This is a genomic window from Pseudomonas sp. B13(2017), assembly GCF_002113245.1.
Taxonomy (GTDB): domain Bacteria; phylum Pseudomonadota; class Gammaproteobacteria; order Pseudomonadales; family Pseudomonadaceae; genus Aquipseudomonas; species Aquipseudomonas putida_Z.
Genome location: NZ_NEJX01000002.1, coordinates 423,959 through 444,204, shown reverse-complemented (window position 1 = coordinate 444,204; position 20,246 = coordinate 423,959). Strand labels below are relative to the sequence as shown.

Sequence of the window (20,246 nt, the reverse complement as noted above, 5' to 3'; positions counted from 1 at the left end):
GGTAGGCATATGAACAACGACAACGGAGGCCGTGCGGTGGAACGCCTGCTACTCAATTGCGACATGGGCGAGAGTTTCGGCAGCTGGCGCATGGGCCTGGATGCCGAAGTCATGCCGTACATCGATTGCGCCAACATCGCCTGCGGCTACCACGCCGGCGACCCCAGCATCATGCGCCGCACCGTGGCCCTGGCGCTGGAGCACGGCGTGACTATCGGCGCACACCCGGCCTACCCGGACCTGGTCGGCTTCGGCCGCCGTTCCATGGCCTGCAGCCCGGAGGAAATCCGCGACCTGCTGCATTACCAGATCGGTGCGCTGGACGGCATCTGCAAAGTGTTGGGCGGCCGTGTGGCCTACGTGAAACCCCATGGCGCGCTGTACAACGACATGATGGCCGACCCGCTCAAGCTGCGTACCGTACTGGAGGCTGTGGCGGCCTATGGCGGCGGCCTGCCGCTGATGCTGATGGCTACCGCCGACAACCGCGCCGCCCAGGCCCTGGGCGATGAAATTGGCGTGCCGCTGTGGTTCGAAGCATTCGCCGACCGCGCCTACACCGCCAGCGGGCACCTGGTGTCGCGGCGCCTGCCCGGTGCGGTGCACCACGACCCGGCGCTGGTGGTGGAGCAGGCCGTGCGCCTGGCCCGTGGCGACACGCTGGTGGCGGACGATGGCAGTGCGTTGACGCTTGCAGCCAGCACCCTGTGCGTCCACGGCGACAACGACAGTTCGGTGGCGGCGGTGCGGCAGATTCGCCAGGCCCTCGATGCCCTGGAGCCGCGATGAAGCCGCGTATTGAAGTTGTGGCCATCGACAGCCTGATGGTGCGCCTGTTCGATTCCATCGACGAGGGCAACATGCCGTGGATGCTTGCTGCCAGCCAGCGCTTGCGTGCGGCGTTCGGCGAGCACTTGCTGGATCTGGTGCCGTCCTACACCACGCTGATGGCGCAGTTCGACCTGCCACCGGGTGAGGCGAGGGCACTGATCATCCGTGCGCTGGAGGGCTTGCAGCCAGACACGGGCAGCGGTGGCCGCCGCCATGAAATCCCGGTGTGGTACGACGCCAGCGTCGGCCCGGAGCTGCCGGTGTTGGCGGCCCGCAGTGGCTTGAGTGAAGCAGAGGTGATCCGTTTGCACAGCGAGCGCGAGTACCCGGTGTTCGCCCTGGGTTTCGCCCCCGGTTTCGGCTTCATGGGCCTGGTGGACGAACGCCTGGCCAGCCCGCGCCTGAGCACCCCGCGCAAGCGCGTGGCGGCCGGCAGCGTCGGCATTGCCGAGCGCCAGACGGCGGCCTATCCAGCGGTATCGCCGGGGGGCTGGAACCTGATCGGGCGTACTCCGGTGCGCCTGTTCGACCGTGAACGCGAGGGCTACAGCCTGTTGCAACCCGGTGACCGGGTGCGCTTCGTGCCGGTTTCGCGCAGCGAGTTCGTGGCGTTGGGCGGTGATGTGGAGGCACAAGCATGAAGCAGTTGAAGATCGAGGCCAGTACGCCGCTGTGCCAGTTGCAGGATGCCGGGCGCTTTGGCGTACGCCACCTGGGCGTGACCCAGGGCGGGGCGCTGGACTGGGTGGCGATGCACTGGGCCAACTGGCTGCTGGGCAACCCGTTGGCGGCGCCGGTGGTCGAGGTGGCGCTAGGTGGTTTCTGTGTGGTCGCAGAGCAGGATTGTGTGCTGGCCCTGGCCGGTGCCGACCTGGATGCGCGGGTCGATGATCAGCCGCTGGCGCCCTGGCGCAGCTTTGCATTGGCCAAGGGGCAGCGGTTGACCCTGAAACAGCCGAAGCAGGGCGCGCGGGCGTACCTGGCAGCACCTGGCGGGTTCCTGGGCGAGGATGTGCTGGGCAGCCGTGCCACGGTCGTGCGGGAAGAACTGGGCGGTATCGATGGCCAGGGCTCTGCGCTTGGCAAAGGCCAGCTGCTGGCATTTTCCAGCGCTTCAGCGACCTTGCGTGAGGTACCGGCAGCGCTGCGGCCACAGTACGCACAAAAGCCAGTGCTTGACCTGGTGATCGGCGCACAGATCGGTGACTTCAGCGGTACCAGCCTGTTCGAGGCGTTCAACCGCGAGTGGACGCTGGACAGCCGTGCCGACCGCATGGGCATCCGCCTGCTGGGGCCGCAGCTGGTCTACCAGGGCGCGCCGATGATTTCCGAGGGGATTCCGCTGGGGGCGGTGCAGGTGCCGCCGGATGGGCAGCCGATCGTGTTGCTCAATGACCGGCAGACCATTGGCGGCTATCCGCGGCTGGGGGCATTGACGCCGTTGGCGCTGGCGCAACTGGCGCAGTGCATGCCGGGCGCGGTGGTGCGGTTCCGGGCGGTGGTGCAGGATGAGGCGTGGCGGGAGCAGCAGGCTTACCTGGACCGTTGGTTGTAAGGTCGCTGGCCCTTTCGCGGGCTCACAGGTATCGCGCAAGCCTTGAGGCCTGTGGGGGACCTGTGGGAGCGGGCGAGCCCGCGAAGAGGCCGGTACCGGCAAAATCACTTGGACAGGTAACGCATCCCTTCCTCCAACCCCTGCAAGGTCAGCGGGTACATCTTGTCTTCGATCAAGTCCCGCACCAGGTGGGTCGATGCGGTGTAGTCCCAGGCCTGCTTCGGGTACGGGTTGATCCAGATGATCTTCCTGAATTTCTCCATGAAACGCTGCATCCACACATACCCGGCTTCTTCGTTCCAGTGCTCCACGCTGCCACCCGGCTGGGTAATCTCGTAGGGCGCCATGGCCGCATCGCCGACGAACACAACCTTGTAGTCATCGCCGTACTTGTGCAGCAGGTCGAAGGTGGAATAGCGCTCCGAGGTGCGGCGCAGGTTGTTCTTCCACACCGACTCGTACACGAAGTTGTGGAAGTAGTAGTACTCCAGGTGCTTGAACTCGGTCTTGCACGCCGAGAACAGTTCTTCGCAGACCTTGACGTGGGCGTCCATCGAGCCACCGATGTCGAACAGCAACAGCAGCTTCACCGTGTTGCGCCGCTCGGGGCGCATCTGGATGTTCAGCAGCCCGGCATCCCGCGCGGTGTGGTCGATGGTACCGTCGATGTCCAGCTCTTCGGCGGCGCCTTCACGGGCGAACTTGCGCAGCCGGCGCAAGGCCAGCTTGATGTTGCGCGTGCCCAGCTCCACCTGGTCGTCCAGGTTCTTGTATTCGCGCTGGTCCCATACCTTCACCGCCTTGCCCTGGCGCTTGCCGGCCTCGCCCACGCGGATGCCCTCGGGGTTGAAGCCGCCCGAGCCGAACGGGCTGGTGCCGCCGGTGCCGATCCACTTGTTGCCGCCGGCGTGACGCTCCTTCTGCTCCTCGAGGCGCTTCTTGAACTCCTCGATCAGCTTGTCCAGGCCACCCAGCGACTGGATCTGCGCGCGCTCCTCATCGGTCAGCGAACGCTCGAATTCCTTGCGCAGCCAGTCTTCGGGGATCAACGCCTCGATGTGCCGGTCGAGGTTCTCCAGGCCTTTGAAGTAGGCGGCGAAGGCGCGGTCGAACTTGTCGAAGTGGCGCTCGTCCTTCACCAGGATGGCGCGGGCGAGGTAGTAGAACTCGTCCATGTCGGCGAACACCACGCGCTTTTGCAGGGCCTGGTGCAGGTCGAGCAGTTCGCGTACCGACACCGGCACCTTGGCCGCGCGCATTTCATTGAACAGGTTGAGCAGCATGGCCCGGCTCCTGTCAGCGGTTGCCGCGCCGGCTCATGAAGGCCAGGCGCTCGAGCAGTTGCACGTCCTGCTCGTTCTTCACCAGCGCGCCGGCCAGCGGTGGAATGGCCTTGGTCGGGTCGCGTTCGCGCAGCACCGCTTCACCGATGTTGTCGGCCATCAGCAGCTTGAGCCAATCGACCAGTTCGGAGGTGGACGGCTTTTTCTTCAGCCCTGGTACCTTGCGCACATCGAAGAACACGTCCAGCGCCTCGCTGACCAGCGACTGGCTGATGTTCGGGTAGTGCACATCGACGATCTGCTGCAGGGTGGCGCGGTCGGGGAAGGCGATGTAGTGGAAGAAGCAGCGGCGCAGGAAGGCGTCCGGCAGCTCCTTTTCGTTGTTGGATGTGATGATGATGATCGGGCGCTGTCTGGCCTTGATGGTCTCGTCGATTTCGTAGACGTAGAACTCCATCTTGTCGAGTTCTTGCAGCAGGTCGTTGGGGAACTCGATGTCGGCCTTGTCGATTTCGTCGATCAGCAGGATGACCCGTTCCTCGGCCTCGAAGGCCTCCCACAGCTTGCCCTTCTTCAGGTAGTTGCGCACATCGTGGACCTTGTCCACGCCCAGCTGCGAGTCACGCAGGCGGCTGACCGCGTCGTACTCGTAGAGGCCCTGGTGGGCCTTGGTGGTGGACTTGATGTGCCAGGTGATCAGGCGCGCGCCGAACGAAGCAGCCAGCTGCTCGGCGAGCATGGTCTTGCCGGTGCCGGGTTCGCCCTTGACCAGCAAGGGGCGTTCGAGGGTGATGGCCGCGTTTACCGCCAGTTTCAGGTCGTCTGTGGCGACGTAGTCGCGGGTGCCTTCGAACTTCATGGGTCTGTCCTCTGAGGGTAGTCTGTACTGGCCCTATCGCCGGCAAGCCGGCTCCCACAGGTACAGCACAGGTCTTGAGAACTGTGGGGATCCTGTGGGAGCTGGCTTGCCGGCGATAGGGCCGGAACAGGCAGTACATATTTTCGATTTGTCACCGACTATAACGCGGGGTTCGCCGACTGGAAACGCAGACCAGGTATTCAGTCCCTGAATGCCCCGTCACTCGATCCTAGTCGGAATCCGGCGCGTCACGCTCATATCGCGCATTGAACGCCTGAATGAACCCGTTGCGCAGGATCTGCAGAAACGCCTCGAAGGCGCTGATATCCTGCTTGTGCACGCTACCGCTGAGCTCTACCCGGGTCGCGAACTGGTTCTTCGGCTGGTTCTTCAATACCGTCTCGGTCGCGCCCACCAGCGCTTCCCAGACTGAGCGGAAGAAGCCTTTGTCCTTTTCCTGCACATCCTGCTGCCAGTCGAACACATCCACATCCCGCAACAGTGGCTTGATGTACCCATTCAAGCGGCCGTTGGTCGCCTCGGCCTCTATCACCACATCGCCGTGCCCGGCATTGAAGTCGAACTTGCCGTATGCGCTGGCGAAGTCGTTGAGCTTGCGCAACTCGATACCCGTGGCGCGCAGGCGGAACTCGAAGTCGTCGAAATCGCTGAACGGGTCGAAGGTGGCGCGACTTTCCACCTTGGCATCGCCTACGATCAGCGCCGTGCCATCAAAGCTGGCATCACGTCGACCCTTTTCGTCACGGATGTTGGTGAGGTTGCGAATACTGGCATCGAGCTGAGTGGCCTTCAGGTTGACGGGTGGCTTGGAGTTGAAGTTGCGGAACGTCAGCACGCCTTTGTCGATGCGAACCTCGTTAAGGGTGATCGGCAGCAATTTTTCCAGTTGCTGGCGCCAGTCGGTGCCCTGACCGGTCTGCGAGTTCTGTTTGTTGCCGCCATCGACGAAGTTGAGCTCCGGCCGGTCGAACACCACTTCGGCAACCACTGCGCGGTCGTACCACAGGGCGTGCCAGCTCACCGACAGGTCGATCAGCGGCGCGTCGAGAAACGGCACCGGCACCTTGCCGGTGGTCTTGACGATCTTCAGCCCATTGATCTGGTACGCGCCGCGCCACCAGGCCAGGTCCACATCGGCCACCTGGCCACGGTAGTCGCCCATGTCGGCCAGTTTGTCGTTGAGGTAGTCGCGCACCAGGTAGGGCAGGGCCAGGTGCAGCGCCAGCAACAGCACGATCAGGCTGGCCAGGCCGATCAGCGGCCAGCGATAACGGGCTCTCATCGAAGTGTCTCCAACGCAGGATATGCGGTTGACCGCAACGAGTCCGCGTGAGTTCGAACAGGCTTTACGGGCCACCGGCCCGGGCTTACCCTTGAGGTCTTTCCCTGCTTTTTTTCATGCCAAGGACCCCTGCCATGAGCCGTATCTTTGCAGACAACGCCCACTCCATCGGTAACACGCCGCTGGTGCAGATCAACCGCATTGCCCCGCGCGGCGTAACCATCCTGGCCAAGATCGAAGGGCGTAACCCGGGCTATTCGGTCAAATGCCGCATCGGCGCGAACATGGTCTGGGACGCCGAAAGCAGCGGCAAGCTCAAGCCGGGCATGACCATCGTCGAACCGACCTCGGGCAACACCGGCATCGGCCTGGCCTTCGTTGCCGCCGCCCGTGGCTACAAGCTGATGCTGACCATGCCCGCCTCCATGAGCCTGGAGCGCCGCAAGGTGTTGAAGGCGCTGGGTGCCGAGCTGGTGCTGACCGACCCGGCCAAGGGCATGAAGGGCGCCATCGAGAAGGCCAACGAAATCGTCGCCTCCGACCCGGCCCAGTACTTCCTGCCGGGCCAGTTCGAAAACCCGGCCAACCCGGCGATCCACGAAAAAACCACCGGCCCGGAAATCTGGAACGACACTGACGGCGCGGTCGACGTGCTGGTGGCGGGCGTCGGCACCGGCGGCACCATCACCGGTGTTTCGCGCTACATCAAGCATACGCAGGGCAAGGCGATCCTGTCGGTGGCGGTGGAACCAGTGGCATCGCCGCTGATCAGCCAGACCCTGGCCGGCGAAGAGCTCAAGCCCAGCCCGCACAAGATCCAGGGCATCGGCGCAGGCTTTGTGCCGAAAAACCTCGACCTGTCGATCGTCGACCAGGTGGAAACGGTGACCGACGAAGAGTCCAAGGCCATGGCCATCCGCCTGATGCAGGAAGAGGGCATCCTCTGTGGCATTTCCTGTGGTGCGGCGATGGCAGCGGCCGTGCGCCTGGCCGAAAAGCCGGAAATGCAGGGTAAGACCATCGTCGTGATTCTGCCGGACTCCGGCGAGCGCTACCTGTCGAGCATGCTGTTCAGCGACATGTTCAGCGAGCAGGAAAACCAGCAGTAATGGCCTTGCCGCTGATCCCGCGCAACGTTCGGCGGCTTGGTTTATTGCAAAATCTTCATGATTGAGTTGCTGCCCGGGCTGTTTTTACCCTGGCGGCATCAGTTTATGATGGCAGGATGATTTATCGGAGAGCAGGGCGCGTAGCCCTGTTTCTTCCTCAAGGAGTGAAAGCATGACCTTTTCCTTTGCAGCCAAGGCGGGTGTCTTGCTGGTGTTTTTTGGCAGCGTGCTGTTCGTGCACCTGCGCGGCAAGGCTCGCTTGCCGGTGTTGCGCCAGTTCGTCAACCATTCGGCGCTGTTCGCCCCTTATAACAGCCTGATGTACCTGTTTTCCGGCGTACCGTCCAAGCCCTACCTGGACCGCCAGCGCTTCCCCGAGCTGGACGTGCTGAAGGACAACTGGCAGGAAATCCGCGAAGAGGCCATGCGCCTGTTCGACGAGGGCTACATCCGCGCCGCCGAGAAGGATAACGACGCAGGCTTCGGTTCGTTCTTCAAGAAAGGCTGGAAGCGCTTTTACCTGAAGTGGTACGACAAACCGTTGCCTTCTGCCGAAACCCTTTGTCCGCGTACCGTCGAGCTGGTCAGCAGCATCCCCAACGTCAAGGGTGCGATGTTCGCCCTGCTGCCCGGCGGCAGCCACCTGAACCCGCACCGCGACCCGTTCGCCGGTTCCCTGCGCTACCACCTGGGCCTGTCCACCCCCAACTCCGATGCTTGCCGCATCTACGTCGATGGCGAGGAATATGCCTGGCGTGACGGCGAGGACGTGATGTTCGATGAAACCTACGTGCACTGGGTCAAGAACGAGACCGACGTCACCCGGGTGATCCTGTTCTGCGACATCGAACGCCCGCTGAGCAGCCCGCTGATGACCCGCATCAACCGCCAGGTCAGCGCCTTCCTCGGCCGTGCCACCGCGCCGCAGAACACCGACGACGAGCGTGTGGGCGGGATCAACCAGGCCTACGCCTGGAGCAAGCGCTTCAGCAACCGGATCAGTAGCCAGGTGAAGCAGTTCAAGCGCGCCAACCCCAAGGCGTACCGCGTGCTGCGGCCGGTGCTGGCGGCGGTGGTGGTGTACCTGTTGTATCACTGGTTGTTCTGATTTCTGCCTGTTGGGGCTGCCTTGCAGCCCATCGCGACACAAGGCCGCTCCTACAGGTGATTGCGTACTCCTGTAGGAGCGGCCTTGTGTCGCGATAGGGGCGCAAAGCGCCCCCGGCGTCCTCTCAGAAAACCACTCAGGCAAGACCTTCCAGCAAACCGTCCGCTCGCACGATATCGACTATCACCTGTTCATCTACCGCGTACACCCCCCGCGATGCTTTCCACACCAGGTTCTTGTCCTGCAAGGCGATAAGCGCTTGCTGCACCCCCGGTACCTCGGCCTTCACTTCGCTCGCATCCACGCCAGCCTGTTCCATCGCTTTGGCGTACAGTGCCAGGGTCGGGGCCTCGAACGGCGCGTAGTCGTTCCCCTTTGCGCACATGACACGTAGAACCGCAGCCTGGATAGGCGTGAGGCTGTGGATCACCTTTTTCAGGTTTGCGTTCAAGTCATTGGCTTGTGCCTGAACAAGCTCTCTGAATCGTGCCGGAATGGCCTCGGGTTCAATGCCGAAGTCGAAGCGGATTTCATCCGCGGCCGCACCCAATAGCTCCGGGCGATAGCCGCTTTCCTTGAAGAGCTGAAACACCTCCGTTGAATCGAGTGCGCATGGCAGGTCGATATTGGCGCACAGCCAGTCGATGAAGTCCTGGTCCAGGGTCGGGAACTGCACCATGGAGGCGCCGAAGAACGCCTGGTCCTTGCTGTTGCGCAGCATGGCCAGCTTGTCCCGGTTGGAACCGGTGCAGACGATTCGCAAGCCATGGTGCTTCGAACTGTTGAGTTCGTCTCTGGCTGCCTTGAGGGCGAACAGCGCCGCTATTCCTTGCTCGGTCGTGATTGCATGCTGTGCTTCGTCGATGATCAGTACGATGATCTTGCGGGATTCATCGGAGAGCGCCACCAGGGCGGTGGTCAGGTCGACATCTTGCCCCAGCCCGATCTTGTCCACGCTGAAGTTCAGGCCGCCGACAGAGACCTTCTCCATGCCAGATGACTTTGCCAGCCGCGTGATGAAGCCTTCGTTACGCCCGACCGCCTCACGCACCGCTTCTACGATGACTTGCCCGGGATCCTTGGTCAGGTCTTTCCACAGATCGGCATACAGAACGATGGCCCCGGCTGTTTCGAGGGCAGGGCGCAGGTCTTCGCGGGCAAAGGTGGATTTGCCGGTACGTCGTGGCGCAGCGAGAAACACACCAGAGCTTGCTGCACTGCCCACGGCGACTTGCAGGATCAATTTCGACAGGCGGGACGCAAGCGCCGGACGGTGATAGACAGTTTCAGGCATCTCGGCCCCTCCGTTTCAATTTATAGTCGATTATAGATTGATTATAGAGGCATTATAGATCTGACAGGGGCGGTGTTTATAGGGAATTATAGACAGACTATAGAGCGATTATAGATCGTGGTTGATGAGGGGGCGTGCAGCCCCCCCTTTGCTGCCTCAAGCCGGCTCCAACGCCTCCACCACTTTCCCCCGGCTAAGGTGCACCACCTTGTCCGCCGTATCGAAATACCGGTCATCATGCGAAATCACGATGATGGTCTTGCCCAAACGCTTCAGGTCCGGCAGCAGCTCGGTGTAGAACACGCGGCGGAAGGTCGGGTCCTGGTCCGCCGCCCATTCGTCGAACACCAGCACCGGCCGCCCGTCCAGCCAGGCATTGACCAGTGCCAGGCGCTTGCGCTGGCCGGTCGACAGGTCGGTGGTGGTAAAGGCACCATCGCGCACGCTCACCTTGTGGGCGATCTCCAGCCGCTCCAGGTAGCGCGTGGCATCGCTGGGCAGGCTGTGTTCATGCTCGGGCAGGTCGTCGAACAGGTAGTAGTCGGCGAATACCGTGGTGAACAGCTGGCGATAGTCATCCAGCCCCTCCGGGCCGACGGACTTGCCGTTCAGGCGCACTTCGCCGCGTTGCGGGGTGTACAGGCCCAGCAGCAGCTTGATCAGCGAAGTCTTGCCGCAGCCGTTCTCGCCGACGATGAACAGGATCTCGCCCGGTTCGATGCTCAGGTTCACCGGCCCGACGCGGAACGGCTCGTTGCCGTCCACCGGCGGGTAGGCGTACTCGACGTCGTGCAGTTCCAGATGCGCGCTGGCCGGGGCGGTGCGCTTGACCGGCGGCTCCAGCAGCAGGTGCGGCTCGGGCGAGGAGAAACGCTCGGACAGGTCGGCAATGCGGCGGAACGCCACCTGGGCGCGGCCGAGGATCGGCAGGTTGCCGATCAAGGTTTCCAGCGGGCCTTTCATGTACAGCAGCACCAGCACGAAGCCGCTCATCACCGCCGGGTCGTTGCTCGGCCATAGCGATTGCAGGGCCAGGGTCAGGCCGATGACCACGAAGAACAGCATCGCCCCCAGGCTCTTGGCCGCGACGAAGATGTTGATGGCGCGGATATGGGTGTTGGCGATGAAGTCGGCGGTGCCCTGGATGTTGCGGGTCAGCATGGCATGGCGGCGGCGGCGGTCGATGCGCAGCTCCTTGGCGCCCTCGGCGATGGCCGAGTAGTGCTTCTGCAGGTTGTCTTCGGCATCGCGGGCGGCGTTGAAGCCGGCCACGCCTTTCTGCCTGGCCACGTACTGAATGCCACTGCCGATGCCGATGGCTGCCAGGGTGATGAGGAAGATCGGCCACGACAGCCAGGCCAGGTAGGCCATGCAGCCAGTCACGGTGGTGAGCGAGATGGCCAGCGGGGCGAAGGCGAAGGCAAAGTCGCTGATGGTGTCGACGTCGCGCGTCAGCACCGGGATCAGGCGGTGGGTGCGGTAGCGCTCGATCTGCTCGATCGGCGCTGACAGCACCTTGGCGCCGAGGTCCTTGCGCAGCCTGGCGATGACTTTCTGCCCAACGTAGTTGGTGCCGCTGTCGGCCGCCACGCTGCTGACCAGGGCCAGCACGCACAGGCCGGCGAAGGCCAGGATCACGCCCTGGCTCATGCCGTCAGCGGCATGCAGGCCCTGGTTGACGGTGGCCAGCAGGGCGGTCACGGCCAGGCCGCCGAGCATGCCCAGCAGCACCGAGACGATTACCGCCGGGCGGTAGGGTTTCAGCAGGCCCAGCAATTCGCGGATGGCCCCGGGGGAGGAGGTTTTCATGAAGCGTGATCTCGCTGGTGAGGTGGGGGCGGGTCAGCTGCCGAGGGTCAGGGAGCCTTTCATCAAGGTGCCGTGGAACGGGAACGAGCAGTAGAAGCTGTACGCGGTACCTGCCTTCAGCGACCGGACGTCGAGGCTGATGCTGTCTGTTTCACCGCCGCCGATCAGGCGGGTGTGGGCGATCACCCGGGTGTCGCCGGGCTTCACGTAGTCCAGTGCCTCGCCGGCTTTCTGGCCGTCGTCGAGCACGCCTTGCATGTCGGCCTGGGTACTCAGCACCCAGTTGTGGCCCATCACGTTCTTCGGCATGTCGCCAGGGTGGGTGAGCGTGACGGTGAACACGGCGCAGGCCTTGGGCACGGTGATGGCGGCCTTGTCGAAGGTCATCTGGTCGGTGCCATGGATTTCCACGGCGCATGGCTCTGCCGACCACGCGGCAGGGGCCACGGCGAGCAGGGCGAGGAGCAGAAGCTGGCGAGTCATGTACGGTTCCTGGGCGATAGAAGGGTGCACATCGTTCAGACGAACCGGCGCGCGCCGGCTTTACCTGTGTGTGCGGCCCAGGTGAATTTCCCCATCGCCCGCTCGTTCATTCAGTCAGGCGCCGACATGGCGCACATCCCGATTTCGCCGCCTATGCGGCCCTGGCCTGAGGTGACCGGACATGAGTGAACTGCTGAGCTTTGCGATCGAACCCCTGGACGCTGCACGCGGCAACCTGCCACTGCTGGTGCGCGCGCCGGAGCCGGGTATCGACCTGCTGGAAGCCTTTGCCGAGTTGAAGCCGCTGGTGGACCGGCACCTGCTGCAGGCTGGCGGCATCCTGTTTCGCGGCTTCGAGGTGGGTGGTGCCGAAGCTTTCCGCCAGTTCGCCGCTTCCTTCGGTCACCCGCTGCTCAACTACGAGTTTGGCTCCACCCCGCGCAGCAACGTGACCAAGGGTGTGTACACCTCCACTGAGTACCCGGCGCACCAGAGCATCCCCCTGCACAACGAGCAGGCCTATACCCTGGAATGGCCGATGAAGATCTGGTTCTACAGCGTGATCCCCGCCGAGACCGGTGGCGAGACGCCGATTGCCGACAGCCGCGAGGTGTACCGGCGCATGCCGGCGCGCATTCGTGAGCGGCTGGTGGAGAAGGGGCTGATGTACGTGCGCAACTACGGCAACGGCCTTGATGTGGAATGGTCGCAGGTGTTCAACACTGAAGACCCGCGCCAGGTCGAGGCCTATTGCCGGGCGCATGCCATCGAGTGCATCTGGAAGGATGACGGCGAATTGCGCACCCGCCAGCGCTGCCAGGTGGTGGCACGCCACCCGGTGACCGGGGAGGACGTGTGGTTCAACCAGGCGCACCTATTCCATGTGTCGAACCTGCAGCCAGAAGTGCGCGAGTCGTTGATGGACATCGTCGAGGAAGAGGACCTGCCGCGTAACGTGTACTACGGCGACGGTACGACCATCGAGGATTCGCTGCTCGATGAAGTGCGCGGGGTGCTGGACGAATGCACCATCAGCTTTCCGTGGCAGGCAAACGATGTGCTGATGCTGGACAACATGCTCGCGGCGCATGCGCGGTCGCCGTTTACCGGCAAGCGCAAGGTGGTGGTGGCGATGGCGCAGGGGTATAGCGAGGTGTTGGGCTGATTCGGGAGTGAGGGCTGCCATGTGCCTGCCTTGAGAGGTGTGGTGTCTGTGAGATCGAGCGCCGCCCGCGCGGCGCTCGATCTCATAGGCACTGAAAGGGTTGTGGCGAACACCTGTCAGCCCAGGTGCATTCCCCAGACATGCATCCTGCAGCCTACAAAAATCCCAGACTCTTCCTACGCCTCGGGACTGGCAACTCCACCCCTGCGAAATATCCTACAACCTCTGTCGACATGCGTCTGATTGTTCCTGCAAATCCCGCACTCTAGGCTTTGCCCGTCGCTGACGGTTCAGCGATCGGGTGTGGAAACCTGTAGTAAGCATTTCAGGGTTTGTCGTTACATTCAGGAGAACCCATGACCGACGATACCAAAACCACCCCCGGCGTTACCTACTTCTACCAAGGCGAAGGCCAAACCCATCCGCTGTTCCGTATCGCTGAGGGCATCCCCTGCCGCAGCGCCCGGGAGCAAGCCTCGGAGCTGATGGGCTATGCACGCGACTTGTCACTGACCGGCTTGATGGATGGCGATCAGCAGATGCTCTGGGCTTCGCATTACTTCGCAGCCATGGCCAAGGCGCTGCTGGATGATGCCGAGTTGGGTTTGATGCGCTGATCCTTGTATTGGCTGGGCTGGCCCTTTCGCGGCTAAAGCCGCTCCTACAGGGATTGTGCATGCCTCAGGTTATGCACGGTCCCTGTGGGAGCGGGTTTACCCGCGAACACCGGCGCAGCCGGTGCCAGCCACCGCGTCGCCTGTTTCGCGGGCACGCCCGCTCCCACGGGGATAGCGTCCCGTCCTGGCTGGCGCCATTCCTGTAGCGGCTATGGCCTTGCTCAGAGACCTTGAAACCTGCGCGGTCGGTGTGGGAGCTGGCTTGCCGGCGATCACCGGCGCAGCCGGTGCCATACACACTAAATCACCCCCCCACACCTTCGTCTGACAGTTACCGCTCGACTGCCAGGACACCGCTCGACATGAATGCCGACCAAACGCTCAAGCTCGCCCGCCGCTTCATCGAACTCAGCCCCGACAAGCGCCGCCTGTTCCTCAAGGCGCTGCAGGGCGAGGGCATGGATTTTTCCGTGCTGCCGATTGCGCCCGGGGTGGAGGTGGCCGAGCGTGACCAGCTGTCGTACGCCCAGCGGCGCATGTGGTTCCTCTGGCAGCTCGACCCGCAAGGTGCGGCGTACAACCTGCCCATGGCCGTGCGCCTGACTGGCCCGCTGGACCTGGCAGCCCTGCAGCACGCCTTCGATGCCCTGGTGGCCCGCCACGAAACCCTGCGCACCCGCTTCGTCGCCGACGGCGATGACGTGCGCCAGCAGGTCGATGCCAGTGCCGCCCCGTTGCAGCTGCACCAGGATGCCCTGGCCGGCCTGGACGAAGGCGCCCGTCAGGCCGCCATCGAAACCATCGCCGAAGCCGAAGCCCTGGCCCCCTTCGACCTGGCCAGCGGCCCGCTGTTGCGGGTGCGCCTGCTGCAACTGGCGGCACAGGAGCACATCCTGCTGCTCACCCTGCACCACATCGTCGCCGACGGCTGGTCGATGAACGTACTGATCGACGAATTCCTGTACCTGTACGACGCCGCCGTGGCCGGCAGCGAAGCCCGCCTGGAACCGCTGCCGATCCAGTACCGCGACTACGCCCTGTGGCAGCGCAGCTGGCTCCAGGCTGGTGAGCAGGAGCGCCAGCTGGCCTACTGGCAGGCGCGCCTGGGCGACGACCATTCGCCGCTGGAGCTGCCACTGGACCGCAGCCGCCAGGGCCGCCCCAGCTATCGCGGCGCGCGTCACGAGTTCCCCATCGCTGCAGATGTCGCCGAACGGCTGCGCGGCCTGGCACGCAAGCATAACGTCACCCTGTTCATGGTCCTGCTGGCCGCCTTCAAGCTGCTGCTGCAGCGCTACAGCGGCCAGTCGGCGATCCGTGTCGGCGTGCCCATCGCCAACCGCAACCGCTCCGAAAGCCAAGGGCTGATCGGCTGCTTCATCAATACCCAGGTACTGCACACCGAAATCGACCCGCTGCTGGACATCACCGGCCTGCTCCAGCGCGTGCGCGAAACCGCCGTAGGCGCGCAAAGCCACCAGGACCTGCCGTTCGAGCAACTGGTCGAAGCCCTGGACCTGCCGCGCAGCAGCGAGAGCCCGCTGTTCCGCGTGCTGTTCAACCACCAGGCACAGGTGGCGGATGTGCAGGCCATCGAGACCCGCTCCGGCCTGAGCCTGGCGCCTGTCGTGCTGGCAAAGCACAGCGCCCGCTTCGACCTCGCGCTGGACACCCATGAGCGAGCGGGGCAGCTGCACGCAGCGTTCACCTATGCGACCGACGTGTTCGATACGGCCACCGTCGAAGCCCTTGGCGAGCAGTGGCTGGCCCTGGTGCAGGCATTGGCCGACGAAGCGGGTGGCGCAGTCGGCGAGCTGCCATTGCCAGGCTTGGCCCCTGCCATTGGCGCGCCTGCGAAGGCTGACGCAACGCTGCTGGTCCACCAGCGCTTTGCCGCCGCCGCCAGCCGCCACCCTGAACGCACGGCGGTGATGGCTGCGGGCGAGCAGGCCAGCTTCGCCGAACTCGATGCCCGCGCCGAGGCCATTGCAGGCCGGCTGGTGGAAGCCGGAGCAGGGCCGGACACACTGGTCGGCGTGCTGGCCGACCGCAGTGTTGGCATGCTTGCCGGTATCCTCGGCGTGCTCAAGGCCGGTGGCGCCTACCTGCCACTGGAGCCCGAGCAGCCGGCCGAGCGCTTGGCCTACATGCTTGCCGACAGCGGCACGCGCCTGGTACTGGCGCCCGGCAACTGGCAAGCCGAACTGCCCGAAGGCGTGCAGCGCCTGGACTGGGCGCAAACTGGCAACGGCAGCGCCGCCCGTATCGAACCGGCGCCGGCCAACCTGGCCTACGTGATCTACACCTCCGGCACCACCGGCCAGCCCAAGGGTGTGGCGGTCAGCCACGGCGCCCTGGCCAACTACGTCGAAGGCATCGCCGCGCGCCTGCCGGTCGAGCGTATCCGCAGCATGGCCCAGGTCTCGACCCCGGCTGCCGACCTCGGCCACACCATGCTGTTCGGTGCCTTGTGCGGCGGCCATACCCTGCATTTGCTGCTACGCGAGCAGGTGCTGGATGCCGAAGGCTTCGCCGCCTACCTGGCCGAGCATCAGGTAGACGCGCTGAAGATCGTACCGTCGCACCTGGAAGCCATGTTGGTGGCCGGCCGCTCGGCGCTGCCGGCACAGTGCCTGGTGCTCGGCGGCGAGGCCATCAGCCCGAGCCTGTTGGACAAGGTCCGCAACCTGGCCCCTGCGCTCAAGGTGTTCAACCACTACGGCCCGACCGAAACCACCGTCGGTGTGCTGGTCGCCGAACTGAACGGGCAGGCCAGCCTCGGCCAGCCCCTGGCCTACACCCACGTCGCGGTGCTCGATCGCTGCCTGCAACCCCTGCCGGCCAAAGCCAAGGGCGAGCTGTACATCGGTGGCGCCGGCCTGGCCCGCGGCTACCTGAACCGCCCGGCACTCACCGCCGAGCGCTTCGTCCCCGACCCGAACGGCAGCCACGGCCAGCGCCTGTACCGCAGCGGTGACTGGGTTCGCCAAGGTAGCGACCTGCAGTTCGCCGGGCGCATGGATGGCCAGGTGAAGGTCCGTGGCTATCGCGTGGAACTGGCCGAAATCGAAAACCAGCTGCGTGCCCTGGGCGGTGTCGCCAATGCCCTGGTGCGCGTGCATGGCCAGGCGCCGCAACTGCAACTGGCTGCCTGGCTGGTGCCCAGCCAGATGCCGGCCGACAGCCTGGCCTGGCAGGAGTCGGTCCGCGCCAGCCTCAAGAGCCTGCTGCCCGAGCACATGGTGCCGACCCACCTGATAGTGCTGGAGCACCTGCCGGTCACGGTCAACGGCAAGGTCGACGTCAAGGCGCTGCCGGAACCCGTCGCCACCCAGGTGGCCTATCAAGCGCCGCAGACCCCGCTGCAAACGCAATTGGCGCAGATCTGGGCGCAAGTCCTGCAAGTACCGCAGGTAGGCCTGGGTGACAACTTCTTTGCCCTTGGCGGCCATTCGCTGCTGGCCACCCAGGCGGTATCGCGGATACGCAAGCAGCTGGGCGTGGATATTCCGCTGCGCAGCCTGTTCGACACCGTCGACCTGCAGGCCTTTGCCCAGGCAGTGGCCGAAGGCGAGCAGGGCGCAGGCCTGGACATCGAGATCCTCGACCGCCAGCAACCGCTGCCGGTGTCCCGCTCGCAAAACCGCCAGTGGCTGTTCTGGAAGCTCAACCCCGAAAGCCTGGCCTACAACACGCCGATGGCCGTGCGCATGCAGGGCCACCTCGACCACTGCGCCGTGCAGGCTGCGCTGGATGCCTTGGTAACCCGCCACGAATCGTTGCGCACGGTGTTCGTCGAGGCCGACGGCCTGCCCTGGCAGCGCATCCTGCCGGCCGCCACGGTACCGATCGGTTTCGAAGACCTCAGCGGCCAGGACCACGCCGCGCAGATGCGCAAGCTGGAAGCCGAAGCCTTCGTCCCGTTCGACCTGGAGCACGGCCCGCTGCTGCGCGCACGGCTGTTCAAGGTGCATGCGCAGGAGCACCTGCTGTCGCTGACCTTGCACCATATCGTCTCCGATGGCTGGTCGATGAGCCTGCTGGTGCGCGAGTTCGCCGCCGCCTACAACGCCGCCGCCACGGGCCAGGCGCAAACCATCGAGCCACTGCCGGTGCAGTACGCCGACTTCGCCGCCTGGCAGCGCAAGTGGCTGGCCGAGGGGCAGATGCAGGCGCAGATCGACTACTGGAAGGCCCGCCTGGAAGACGACTTCGAAGTGCTGGAACTGCCTGCCGACCGCATTCGCCCGCAGGTCAAAAGCTACCAGGGCAGCCGCTTCGACGTGCGCCTGCCACAGGCCCTCACCGAGCGCCTGCGGGCACTGGCGGTGGCATCCAACGCCACGTTGTTCCATGTGTTCCTGGCGGCCTATGCCATCGTGCTTTCGCGCTACAGCCGCAAGGGCACGCTCAACATCGGCGTGCCGGTCACCAACCGCAACCGCCTGGAGCTGGAAGGGCTGATCGGCTTCTTCATCAACGTGGTGGTGGCCCGTATCAGTGTCGATGGCAGCCAGCCTTTCCCGCAGTTGCTGGCGGCAATCAAGGAAACCACCTTGCAGGCCCAGGCCAACAAGGACGTGCCGTTCCTCGAGGTAGCCGAGGCGCTGTACCCCGACCGTGGCCAAGGTGTGAACCCGTTCTTCCAGGTGCTGTACAACCACCTGCGCGACCTTGGCGAGCAGGTATCCAGCGATGCCCTGCACGGCCTGCAGGTCAAGGAAGTGGACCTGCTGGAGCCGGGCGCGCAGTACGACATTTCGCTCAATACCCTGGAGCGCTCCGACGGCGTGACTGCCTCGTTCAACTATTCCACCGACCTGTTCGATGCCGCACGTATCGAGCGCATGGCCGGGCATTGGCAAGCACTGCTGGAAGCCATTTGCGCCGAGCCACAGCGCTGCATTGCCGAGCTGGACTTCCTTGGCAGTGCCGAACGCCAGCAGCTGACCCACGGCTGGAACCCGGCGCCCCAGGCTGGCAGCGGCTTGTGCGCGCACCAACTGCTGTCACTCCAGGCCCACGAGCGGCCGGATGCGCTGGCGCTGATCTTCGACGACCAGCAGATGACCTACGCCGAACTGGACCGCAGCAGCAACCAGCTGGCCCACCGCCTGCGGGCGCTGGGCGTGGGGCCGGACTGCCTGGTTGGCGTGGCTGTCGAGCGCGGCCTGGGCATGGCCCTGGCGCTGATCGCCATTCACAAGGCGGGTGGCGCCTATGTGCCGCTGGACCCGGACTACCCGCAAGAACGCCTGGCCTACATGGTCGAGGACAGCAATATCGGCCTGCTGCTGGCCGATGCGCCTTCGCGTGAGCGCCTGCAACTGGGCAAGCAACTGCCCTGCGTGGTACTGGAGCCGGGCACCGAGTGGCTGCACGCCTGGCCCGCCGAACCGCTGGCCAACCTGGCGGCGCTGCACAACCTCGCCTACGTCATCTACACCTCCGGCTCCACCGGCATGCCCAAGGGCGTGGCCATCGACCACCAGGCCCTGTCGCTGTTCTGCCAGGTGGCCGGCGACTATTCGCGCCTCACCCCGGGCGATCGCGTGCTGCAGTTCGCCACGATCAGCTTCGATGGCTTCATCGAGCAGTTCTTCCCGCCGCTGGCCCAGGGCGCCTGTGTGGTGCTGCGCGACCTGCGGCTGTGGGACACCGCCACCCTGCTGGACGAGATCAACCGCCACGGCGTGACCGTGGCCGACCTGCCGGCGGCCTACTGGCGCCTGCTGGCGCTGGAGCGCCGCGCCCCCGAGGCCTATGGCCGGCTGAAGCAGATTCACGTGGGGGGAGAGGCGGTACCGGAAGATGCCCTGCGCGCCTGGCTGGCCGACGGCCCGCCAGCGGTGCGCCTGCTGAACACCTACGGCCCGACCGAAGCCACCGTGGTCGCCACCACCTACGACTGCTCGCAGATGACCGTGGAGCAGATCAGCCAGGGCGGCGTGCCGATCGGGCGTGCCTTGCCGGGGCGTACCCTGCATGCCTTGGACGATGGCCTGGCGCCGACACCGGTGGGCGTGCCCGGCGAGCTGTTCATCGGCGGGGCAGGGTGCCTGGCGCGCGGTTATCACCAGCGGCCGTCACTCACCGCCGAGCGCTTCATCCCCGACCCGTTCGACCCGGTTGGCGGTGGCCGCCTGTACCGCACCGGCGACCTCGGCTGCTACGACGAAAACGGCCAGCTGGCCTATCGCGGCCGGGTCGACCACCAGGTGAAGGTGCGCGGCTTCCGTATCGAGCTGGGCGAGATCGAGCAGTACCTGCGGGCGCACCCGGACGTTCGCGAAGCCACCGTGCTGGCCATCGACCTGCCCAGTGGCAAGCAGCTGTGCGCCTATGCGGTGCCGGCCGAAGGTTACCGCGGCGATCTGCGCCAGGCCCTGAAGCAGTACCTCAAGGCCAGCCTGCCGGACTACATGATCCCGGTCTACCTGGTGACCCTGCCGAGCATGCCACTGACCCCCAGCGGCAAACTCGACCGCAAGGCCTTGCCGCTGCCCGACCCGAACCAGCCACAGCATGACTACCAGGCGCCGCAGAGCGAGCGGCAGCAGCAGCTGGCGAACATCTGGGCGCAGTTGCTGAACGTTGCCCGGGTCGGCCTGAACGACAACTTCTTTGAGCTGGGCGGCCACTCCTTGCTGGCGGCCCAGGCGGTGTCGCGGATCAACGTCGAGCTGGGGCTGGACATACCCCTGCGGCTGATCTTCAGCCACCCCGAACTACGCGCGTTCGCCCAGGCACTGGACGAGCAGGGCCTGTCGCTCTCCGACGATGGCCTGAGCGATATCGAACAAATGATGAATGCATTCACAGAGGCCTGA

Annotated in this window: 14 protein-coding genes; 8 read left to right on the top strand and 6 right to left on the bottom strand. The window is 64.7% G+C overall.

The features are described from left to right. The first annotated feature begins 9 nt into the window (after positions 1 to 9). From CAG44_RS05155 to CAG44_RS05145, 3 genes are read left to right on the top strand one after another with little or no spacing between them, the layout of a single operon-like run. Entirely contained in the window at positions 10 to 789 is a 780-nt protein-coding gene (locus tag CAG44_RS05155) for a 5-oxoprolinase subunit PxpA (RefSeq protein ID WP_085691702.1), read from the top strand. After that, on the top strand, positions 786 to 1,472 hold the full coding sequence (pxpB, locus tag CAG44_RS05150) for a 5-oxoprolinase subunit PxpB (RefSeq protein ID WP_085691701.1): 687 nt from the start codon (positions 786 to 788) through the stop codon (positions 1,470 to 1,472). The genes CAG44_RS05155 and pxpB overlap by 4 nt, the downstream gene beginning before the upstream one ends. Then, positions 1,469 to 2,386 carry a biotin-dependent carboxyltransferase family protein gene (locus CAG44_RS05145; RefSeq protein ID WP_085691700.1) on the top strand — a complete coding sequence of 306 codons (918 nt, stop codon included), beginning with the start codon at positions 1,469 to 1,471 and terminating at the stop codon, positions 2,384 to 2,386. The genes pxpB and CAG44_RS05145 overlap by 4 nt, the downstream gene beginning before the upstream one ends. A 104-nt stretch (positions 2,387 to 2,490) precedes the next feature. Here CAG44_RS05145 and CAG44_RS05140 read toward each other — a convergent pair whose 3' ends face one another. From CAG44_RS05140 to CAG44_RS05130, 3 genes are all read right to left on the bottom strand, one after another. Then, positions 2,491 to 3,669 carry a VWA domain-containing protein gene (locus CAG44_RS05140; protein WP_013973749.1) on the bottom strand — a complete coding sequence of 393 codons (1,179 nt, stop codon included), beginning with the start codon at positions 3,667 to 3,669 and terminating at the stop codon, positions 2,491 to 2,493. 13 nt (positions 3,670 to 3,682) lie between these two features. Beyond that, positions 3,683 to 4,528, bottom strand: a complete 846-nt coding sequence (locus tag CAG44_RS05135) for a MoxR family ATPase (RefSeq protein WP_015271339.1) — start codon at positions 4,526 to 4,528, stop codon at positions 3,683 to 3,685. A gap of 229 nt (positions 4,529 to 4,757) precedes the next feature. Then, the gene (locus tag CAG44_RS05130; protein ID WP_085691699.1) at positions 4,758 to 5,831 is read right to left on the bottom strand and encodes a DUF748 domain-containing protein; all 1,074 of its coding nucleotides are present in this window, start codon (positions 5,829 to 5,831) and stop codon (positions 4,758 to 4,760) included. Between the two features lie 134 nt (positions 5,832 to 5,965). On the opposite strand from CAG44_RS05130, the gene cysK reads away from it, so the two are divergent. Further along, complete coding sequence (cysK, locus tag CAG44_RS05125) at positions 5,966 to 6,940, top strand: cysteine synthase A (RefSeq protein ID WP_013973746.1); 975 nt, start codon at positions 5,966 to 5,968, stop codon at positions 6,938 to 6,940. Between the two features lie 172 nt (positions 6,941 to 7,112). Continuing rightward, positions 7,113 to 8,048, top strand: coding sequence for an aspartyl/asparaginyl beta-hydroxylase domain-containing protein (locus CAG44_RS05120; RefSeq protein WP_015271337.1), 936 nt, complete (start codon positions 7,113 to 7,115; stop codon positions 8,046 to 8,048). Between the two features lie 136 nt (positions 8,049 to 8,184). On the opposite strand, the gene CAG44_RS05115 is transcribed toward CAG44_RS05120, so the two are convergent. The 3 genes from CAG44_RS05115 to azu form a co-directional block, all read right to left on the bottom strand. Beyond that, positions 8,185 to 9,342 carry an ATPase gene (locus CAG44_RS05115; protein ID WP_085593329.1) on the bottom strand — a complete coding sequence of 386 codons (1,158 nt, stop codon included), beginning with the start codon at positions 9,340 to 9,342 and terminating at the stop codon, positions 8,185 to 8,187. A 156-nt stretch (positions 9,343 to 9,498) separates the two neighbouring features. Continuing rightward, on the bottom strand, positions 9,499 to 11,151 hold the full coding sequence (locus tag CAG44_RS05110; RefSeq protein WP_085691698.1) for a cyclic peptide export ABC transporter: 1,653 nt from the start codon (positions 11,149 to 11,151) through the stop codon (positions 9,499 to 9,501). A gap of 33 nt (positions 11,152 to 11,184) precedes the next feature. Then, the gene (gene azu, locus CAG44_RS05105; RefSeq protein WP_025340201.1) at positions 11,185 to 11,634 is read right to left on the bottom strand and encodes an azurin; all 450 of its coding nucleotides are present in this window, start codon (positions 11,632 to 11,634) and stop codon (positions 11,185 to 11,187) included. A gap of 181 nt (positions 11,635 to 11,815) precedes the next feature. On the opposite strand from azu, the gene CAG44_RS05100 reads away from it, so the two are divergent. From CAG44_RS05100 to CAG44_RS05090, 3 genes are all read left to right on the top strand, one after another. Beyond that, complete coding sequence (locus CAG44_RS05100) at positions 11,816 to 12,799, top strand: TauD/TfdA family dioxygenase (RefSeq protein ID WP_085691697.1); 984 nt, start codon at positions 11,816 to 11,818, stop codon at positions 12,797 to 12,799. Positions 12,800 to 13,155: 356 nt separating this feature from the next. Continuing rightward, a complete protein-coding gene (locus tag CAG44_RS05095) occupies positions 13,156 to 13,416 on the top strand; it encodes a DUF3077 domain-containing protein (RefSeq protein WP_085691696.1) in 261 nt (86 codons plus the stop codon). A gap of 362 nt (positions 13,417 to 13,778) precedes the next feature. Next, positions 13,779 to 20,246, top strand: coding sequence for a non-ribosomal peptide synthetase (locus tag CAG44_RS05090; protein ID WP_085691695.1), 6,468 nt, complete (start codon positions 13,779 to 13,781; stop codon positions 20,244 to 20,246).